Here is a 7,040-nt window from a genome sequence, read left to right on the forward strand (position 1 = left end):
CTTTCATTTCACACTGTCGCTTTCGTTGTCTGCGCCCTGCCGGCGGCGGGAGTTCGGGACACAGCGGTTTTGGGGGCAGCTGCAGCCGCGCGCCAGAGGTGCATGGTGGCGTACGAACGCCAGGGGCTGACTTCGCGGAAGTCCGCCGACGGCGCGGCGCCCGGTCCCGGAGTGCGGGTCATTGGGCCGGCGCCGGTTATCGGGCTGGCGCCGGATATCGCCCGGAGGCCGTTGCGTACCGCAGCGTCGTTGGCGAGGTAGATGTCCGGCGCGCCGATGACCCGCATGGCCACGTATCCCACGGTCCACGGCCCGACGCCCGGCTGCGGCAGCAGCTTGGCGGAAAGGCTGGGGAGGTCGTCACCGTAGCCAGGGTCCAGCTTGTTTTCGGCCAGCGCCGTGGCAACGGCCAGCAGCGACTCTATCCTGCGCTGCGGGCCGCGCAGCAGTTCAGCACCGGCTTCGGCGATCTGCGCCGGCGACGGGAACAGCCGGGAAAGCCCGTCGCCCGCGGCCGCGCTGGGACTGCCGGCCGCGGCCAGCTGCGTGAGGGCCGTGCGCGCGGCGGCCACCGTGATCTGCTGCCCCACCATCGCCCGGATGAGCAGTTCCTGCGGATCCAGGGCGCCCGGCAGGCGGATCCCCGGCGCCGCCGCCACGGACGCCGAAAGCCGGGGATCGGCACCGAGCGCGCCGTCAATGGCGACGGGATCGGCGTCGAGGTCAAAAAGCCGACGTACCCTGCTCAGCAGGGCCGGCAGATCCCGGAGGTCCACCGCGCCGATGGTGAGCACCAGCGGGCGCCCGTGGGGCCCGCCGTCGTACTTTACAGTTCCGCCCTCTCCGTTGCCGTTCCCCGTACCGGAGTATTCGACGCCCCTGTATTCCACGCTGAACCGCGCGTCCCCGTGCGGAAGCCGCAATGTCCGGGCATAGGACGTTGCGGTGCCGATCTCGATCCCCGGAATGGCACGGACGGCGAGGAAGCTGAACACGCCGGGGTCGAACGGTTCGCGGTAGGGGAGCGCCAGCGTGAGTGAGGTGCTAGCGGCGGCTGACGGATGGTGCCGGGCGGTGCTGCGCAGCGCGGTCGGCGTCATGTCGAACACCTCGGCCACGGTCTCGTTGAACTGGCGGACGCTGCTGAAGCCCGCGGCAAAGGCGACGTCCGCAAGCTTCATCGTGGTGGAAACCAGCAGCGTGCGTGCGGTCTGGGCCCTGCTGGCCCGGGCCAGGGACAGGGGACCGGCCCCGAGCTCATGGCTGAGGATCCGGTTCAGCTGCCGGGACGAATAGCCCAAGCGAGAGGCGAGCCCCTCAACGCCGTCGCGGTTGATCACGCCGTCATTGATCAGCCGCATGGCCCGGCCGGCAATATCCGAACGGAGGTTCCAGGCCGGTGTGCCCGGCACGGCCTCAGGCAGGCAGCGCTTGCAGGCGCGGTAGCCGGCGTCGTGGGCGGCGGCGGAGGTCTCATAGAAGGTGACGTTCTCCGCCTTGGGCGTCCTCGCCGGGCACGACGGCCGGCAGTAAATGCCCGTGGTCCGCACCGCCGTATAGAACTGCCCGTCGAAACGGGTGTCCCGCGCGTCGATGGCGCGGTAGCGCTGCCAGAAGTCCATGACTCCATCCTGCCAGTCCCCAGGGGGCCCTGCTAGCGGAAATCGGACATGGCCGTGGAACGGCTCCACGGGGCAGCAAGCCCGGACAACAGGCGCTTCGGTAAAGTCGGGGCATGACCACCAGCGGCCCTGTGCGGCAGTTCCTGTCCGGCGATGCCCGCGAAATCGCCCCGCTGCTCCTTGGTGCCGTCCTGACGCACGACAGCGACGATGGTTCCGTCGCCGTACGGATCACAGAACTCGAGGCCTACATGGGACCCGTCGATTCACTCCACCCTGATCCCGGCTCCCACACCTACCGCGGACCCACCCGCAGGAACGCCCCCATGTTCGGCCCGGCCGGCCACCTTTACGTCTACTTCACGTATGGCATGCACTACTGCGCCAACATCGTCTGCGGCCCGGCGGGCCACGCCTCCGCCGTCCTCCTGCGTGCGGGTGAAATCGTCGAGGGCCGGGAATTGGCCCTCGCGCGCCGGCCGACGTCGAAAGCCGCCAAGGACCTGGCCAGCGGACCCGCGCGCCTGGCCACGGCACTCGGGCTGACCACTGAGGACAGCGGGCGGGACGCCCTGGGTTCACCGTTTGGCCTGGTGCTGCCGCCCGCATCCGCCGCCCACGTCAGCACGGGGCCGCGGGTCGGCGTCGCCGGTCACGGCGGCACGCACGATTATCCATGGCGGTTCTGGCTCACAGGGGACCCCACCGTGTCCCGCTACAAGGCGGCGAAGGCCCGCACGCCGCGGGCGTAGGCTGGACGGGTGAACCACAGCGAACAAGCCCCTCCCCCCAGGCCCGGTCCCGTGGACGAACTCATTTCGGGACTCTGCGCCACCGTTCCGGACTACCCCAAACCCGGAATCACCTTTAAGGACCTGACCCCCGTCTTCGCCGACGGTCCCGCGTTCCGGGCAGTCGTCGACGCGCTCGTGGAACCGTTCAGGGGGCAGTTCGATGCCGTGGCCGGCGTCGAGGCACGGGGCTTCCTGCTCGCCGCCGCCGCGGCCTACGCCACCGGCACCGGCGTGGTGACAGTGCGTAAGGCCGGGATGCTGCCGCGCGAGGTGTACTCCGAGGACTACGCGCTGGAATACGGCAACGCCACTCTGGAACTTCACACCACGGACCTGGCCCGCGGCAGCCGGGTGCTGATCCTCGACGACGTCCTCGCCACGGGCGGCACCCTCGGGGCAGCCGCCCGCCTGTTTGAACGCTGCGGGGTCCACGTCTCGGGCGTGGGCGTGGTGATGGAACTCGGCGAGCTGCGCGGCCGCTCCGCCCTGGCCGGGCACCGCGTGCGGTCACTGCTGCGGCTCTGACCAGCGGCCTTGTCGGTGAGTGACGGAGCCGCGCCGTCAGATAACCTGCCAAAAGCTGCTCAACAGCCGCCACGGATGCCGAAAAGGCTATAGAATGGACGGTCTGTCTTTTGCGATAGGGGAACGATGCTCGACGCCGATTTGGCCCACGAACGGGACTATGTAGCCGGTCTGTACACCCGGCTTGATGAACTGCGCGAGGAAAAGCGCGCCCAACTGGCCCAGGTGCGCCGTGCCGGAGCAATCGGCACCATGCAGAACGTCTCCGAACGCGACGCCTTTGCGGCCCTGTACGAGGACCGCCTCGCCCAGCTCGACGCCGTCGATGACCGCCTGGTCTTTGGCCGGCTGGACCTGGACTCCGGTGAGGCGCAGTACATCGGCCGCATCGGTCTCACCACCGAGGACCTCGTCCGGCTGATGGTGGACTGGCGCGCGCCGGAGGCCGGCCACTTTTACCAGGCCACGGCGTTTGACCGGCAGGGAGTGCGCCGGCGCCGGCACCTGATCCTGCAGGGCCGCGAGGTCAAGGCCATCGAGGACGACGTCCTGGATGCGGACATGCTTTCCGACTCCGACTCGCTGCAGGGGGAGGGCGCGCTGCTGGCCGCCCTGAACTCCAAGCGCACCGGCCGGATGTCGGACATCGTGGGGACCATCCAGTCCGAGCAGGACAGGATCATCCGGTCCTCCATCTCCGGCGCCCTTGTGGTCCAGGGCGGCCCCGGCACCGGAAAAACCGCCGTGGCCCTGCACCGCGCAGCGTACCTGCTGTACACCCACCGTGACCGGCTCAAGTCCGCCGGCGTGCTGCTCGTGGGCCCGTCGTCGTCGTTCATGAAATACATCGAACGTGTCCTGCCGTCGCTGGGCGAAACCGGCGTGGTCATGGCCAGCCTCGGCAGGCTCATGCCCGGCGTCAACGCGGTGCCGGAGCAGGAGGCGGACGTTGCCGCCATCAAGGGCCGGCTGGAGATGGCCAAGGTCATCGCCAATGCCGTGGCCAACCGGCAGCGCATTCCGGCCGAAAACCGGATCCTGGAAGTGGACGGCCGCAAGCTGACCCTCACGCCCCGGCAGGTCCGGCGCGCCCGTGAACGCGCACGCTCCACCGGGAAGCCGCACAACGAAGCCCGCGTTACTTTCGTCAAGATCCTGCTCCGCGAGCTGACCGAGCAGCTGACCGAGCTCGTCGAGGCCGGCAACATCGGCAACAACGCCGACCGCTCGTACCTCGCCGAGGACGTGCGGGCAGCCCGTGACGTGCGCGTCGCGCTGAACCTGTGCTGGATGCCGATGACGCCCGAGAAGCTCGTGGGCGAACTCCTCAGCAAGCCTGCCTTCCTTGAAGCCTGCACCCCCGGTCTGACCGCCAGGGAACGCGAGCTCCTGCTGCGGGCTCCGGATGCGCCCTGGACCGAGGCCGACGTCCCCCTGCTCGACGAAGCAGCGGAGCTCCTCGGTGAACTGGATCCCGCTGCAGGTCGCGGCCTCGCCCAGCAGGAGCATGACCGGGCCCGCGCCCTGGCCAACGCCCGGCAGACCCTGGTCAACATGGAGTCGGCGGGCGTCGATGTGCTGATGTCCGCCGAGGAACTCGTGGAACAGAACGAGGAACGAGAGGCCCGCCTCACCGCCGCCGAGCGTGCCACCAGCGACCGCACCTGGGCCTTCGGACATATCGTCGTCGACGAGGCACAGGAACTTTCGCCCATGCAGTGGCGGCTCCTGGTCCGCCGCTGCCCGCTCAAGTCCTTCACCATCGTCGGGGACATCGCCCAGACCAGTTCCGTAGCCGGGGCGAAGTCCTGGCAGGGAGCCCTCGCACCGATGTTCGGCGACCGCTGGCAGTTGGAGGAGCTCACGGTGAACTACCGGACGCCGTCGCAAATCGCCGAAGCGGCGGCACGCATGGCCAACGCCGCCGGCCTGGTGGTCTCCGCCCCGAAGGCCGTCCGGGAAGGCCGCTGGTCGCCGATCATCGACCGCGTGGAGAGGTCGGGCCTCGTGGACCGGCTCGTGGAGGTCCTTCCCGAGGAGCTCCAAGCGCTCGACGGCGGCCTGCTAGCAGTGATTGCCGATGGCGACCTGCTGCGGGAGGCCACCGCCGCGCTGCGCGCGAAGTATGGCTCCCGGCTCGGTACGGGTGCCGGCAGCTACGAACAGGACGTGGTGGTCATCAGCCCGCGGGAAGCCAAGGGCCTTGAGTTCGACGGCGTCGTGGTCCTGGAACCGAGCGCCATGCTGAACCACGAGCACGGCAGGGTTGGCGATCTGTACGTTGCCATGACCCGCCCCACCCAGCGGCTTCGGCTTATCGCGGCCGCGGACGTTCCGGCGGGCATCGAGCGTTAATATTTCCGGGGCAGGCCGGGCCGATCGCGGCCCGGCCTGTCTCCAGCCCTTCACGAGGGTCCAGGGGCCGCTGATCCTGCTAACTTAGAAGGCGTGCCACAACTAAACGACCTCGAATCCCAGCAGAACGACCCCAGCTTTGCCAACATCTGGCAGGAGCTCAAATGGCGCGGCCTTGTCCACGTATCCACCGACGAGGTGGAACTGGAGAAGCTCCTCGCCGGGGAACCGGTCACTTATTACTGCGGATTCGATCCCACCGCGCCGAGCCTTCACCTGGGAAACCTGGTCCAGCTCCTCCTCATGAGGCGGCTTCAGCTGGCCGGCCACAAGCCGCTGGGGCTCGTGGGAGGCTCCACCGGGCTGATCGGCGATCCGCGTCCGACGGCGGAACGCACCCTGAACACCAAGGACACCGTTTCCGAGTGGGTCGGCTACCTGCAGGCCCAGGTCCGCCGTTTCCTCAGCTTCGACGGCGCCAACGCCGCACGGATGGTCAACAACCTCGACTGGACTGCGCCGCTGAGCGCAATCGACTTCCTCCGCGAGGTCGGCAAGCACTTCCGCGTGGGAACGATGCTGCGCAAGGACGCCGTGGCTTCACGCCTCAGCTCCGACGAAGGCATCAGCTACACGGAGTTCAGCTACCAGATCCTGCAGGGCATGGATTACCTCCAGCTCCACCGTGATTACGGCTGCATGCTACAGACCGGCGGATCGGACCAGTGGGGCAACCTCACAAGCGGTACCGAACTGATCCGCAAGGTTGAGGGCAAGACGGTTCATGCCCTGAGCACTCCGCTCATCACCAACGCCGACGGCACCAAGTTCGGCAAGAGCGAGGGCAACGCCATCTGGCTGGACTCTGCCATGGTCAGCCCGTACACCTTCTACCAGTTCTGGCTGAACACCGCTGACGCGGATGTTGTGGACCGGCTGAAGGTGTTCACTTTCCTGACCCGGGCCGAGATCGAGGAAGTGGCGGCGTCTGTCGCCGAGCGCCCGTTCGCCCGCGAAGGCCAGAGGAAGCTCGCCTACGAAGTGACGGCGCTGGTCCACGGAGCCGAAGCCACAGAAAAGGTCATTGCTGCCTCCGCCGCTGTGTTCGGAAACGGCGATCTGTCGGTGCTCGACGAGCAGACGCTGGCCGCGGCGACGGCCGAACTGCCGTCAGCTTCCGTGGACGGAACGGGGCTAGGCATCATCGATCTGCTGGTTGCCTCGGGGCTGTCGGACAGCAAGTCTGCGGCGCGCCGGGTCGTCGGCGAGGGCGGCGCCTATGTCAACAACGCGAAGGTCACGGACCCGGACGCGGTGATCTCCCCGTCCCAGCTCCTGCACGGCAAGTACCTGCTGCTCCGCCGCGGCAAGAAGAACCTGGCCACGGTCCAGGTGACCGGCGCCTAGCAGCGGAACCGGCCAATTGCAGGCTCCTCCGCAGCCGATTTGCTCGGCCGCGGGGGAGCGTGTAATGTCTTCTGAGTCGCCGCCGCTGAGCGGTGACAACCCCCTTCACTGAGAAGCAATTCTTCAACTTCAAAGCATGTAATGAAGAAGAGCTTCCATTAGTGCTGGGCGGATTCATTCCATGAGGTAAATATCGGGTGAACAACCCGGATTTGCAAAGTGAAAATGAATGAAATAAGCTAGAAACATCGCAGCGAAGAAATGCGAAACATGAATTCCTGAAATTGATTCGGAATCGTTTCGAGAAGTATTCGAATGTGTCTGTTGTTTGAGAACT

5 protein-coding genes are annotated in these 7,040 nt (G+C 67.3%); 4 read left to right on the forward strand and 1 reads right to left on the reverse strand.

Annotated elements, in window-relative coordinates; translation table 11 throughout:
* Nucleotides 1–8 precede the first annotated feature (8 nt).
* The gene (locus J7I85_RS10250; protein WP_214851158.1) at nucleotides 9–1,622 is read right to left on the reverse strand and encodes a DNA-3-methyladenine glycosylase 2 family protein; all 1,614 of its coding nucleotides are present in this window, start codon (nucleotides 1,620–1,622) and stop codon (nucleotides 9–11) included.
* Nucleotides 1,623–1,735: 113 nt separating this feature from the next.
* Between J7I85_RS10250 and J7I85_RS10255 the strand changes: the two genes are divergently transcribed.
* From J7I85_RS10255 to tyrS, 4 genes are all read left to right on the forward strand, one after another.
* Nucleotides 1,736–2,374, forward strand: a complete 639-nt coding sequence (locus tag J7I85_RS10255) for a DNA-3-methyladenine glycosylase (protein ID WP_214851159.1) — start codon at nucleotides 1,736–1,738, stop codon at nucleotides 2,372–2,374.
* 51 nt (nucleotides 2,375–2,425) lie between these two features.
* The gene (locus tag J7I85_RS10260; protein WP_374102456.1) at nucleotides 2,426–2,941 is read left to right on the forward strand and encodes an adenine phosphoribosyltransferase; all 516 of its coding nucleotides are present in this window, start codon (nucleotides 2,426–2,428) and stop codon (nucleotides 2,939–2,941) included.
* Nucleotides 2,942–3,067: 126 nt separating this feature from the next.
* The gene (locus J7I85_RS10265; RefSeq protein ID WP_214851164.1) at nucleotides 3,068–5,296 is read left to right on the forward strand and encodes an AAA family ATPase; all 2,229 of its coding nucleotides are present in this window, start codon (nucleotides 3,068–3,070) and stop codon (nucleotides 5,294–5,296) included.
* A gap of 93 nt (nucleotides 5,297–5,389) precedes the next feature.
* Nucleotides 5,390–6,703 carry a tyrosine--tRNA ligase gene (gene tyrS / locus J7I85_RS10270; RefSeq protein WP_214851166.1) on the forward strand — a complete coding sequence of 438 codons (1,314 nt, stop codon included), beginning with the start codon at nucleotides 5,390–5,392 and terminating at the stop codon, nucleotides 6,701–6,703.
* Nucleotides 6,704–7,040: the final 337 nt, after the last annotated feature.

Origin of the sequence: Arthrobacter sp. ISL-65, from assembly GCF_018613795.1 — a bacterium.
In the GTDB taxonomy this organism is placed as follows: Bacteria; Actinomycetota; Actinomycetes; order Actinomycetales; family Micrococcaceae; genus Arthrobacter.

Bases quoted from the DNA above. Each gene is read 5' to 3' on its own strand.
- J7I85_RS10255 (WP_214851159.1), top strand. From the start codon at position 1,736: ATGACCACCAGCGGCCCTGTGCGGCAGTTCCTGTCCGGCGATGCCCGC.
- J7I85_RS10265 (WP_214851164.1), top strand. From the start codon at position 3,068: ATGCTCGACGCCGATTTGGCCCACGAACGGGACTATGTAGCCGGTCTG.
- J7I85_RS10250 (WP_214851158.1), bottom strand. From the start codon at position 1,622: ATGGACTTCTGGCAGCGCTACCGCGCCATCGACGCGCGGGACACCCGT.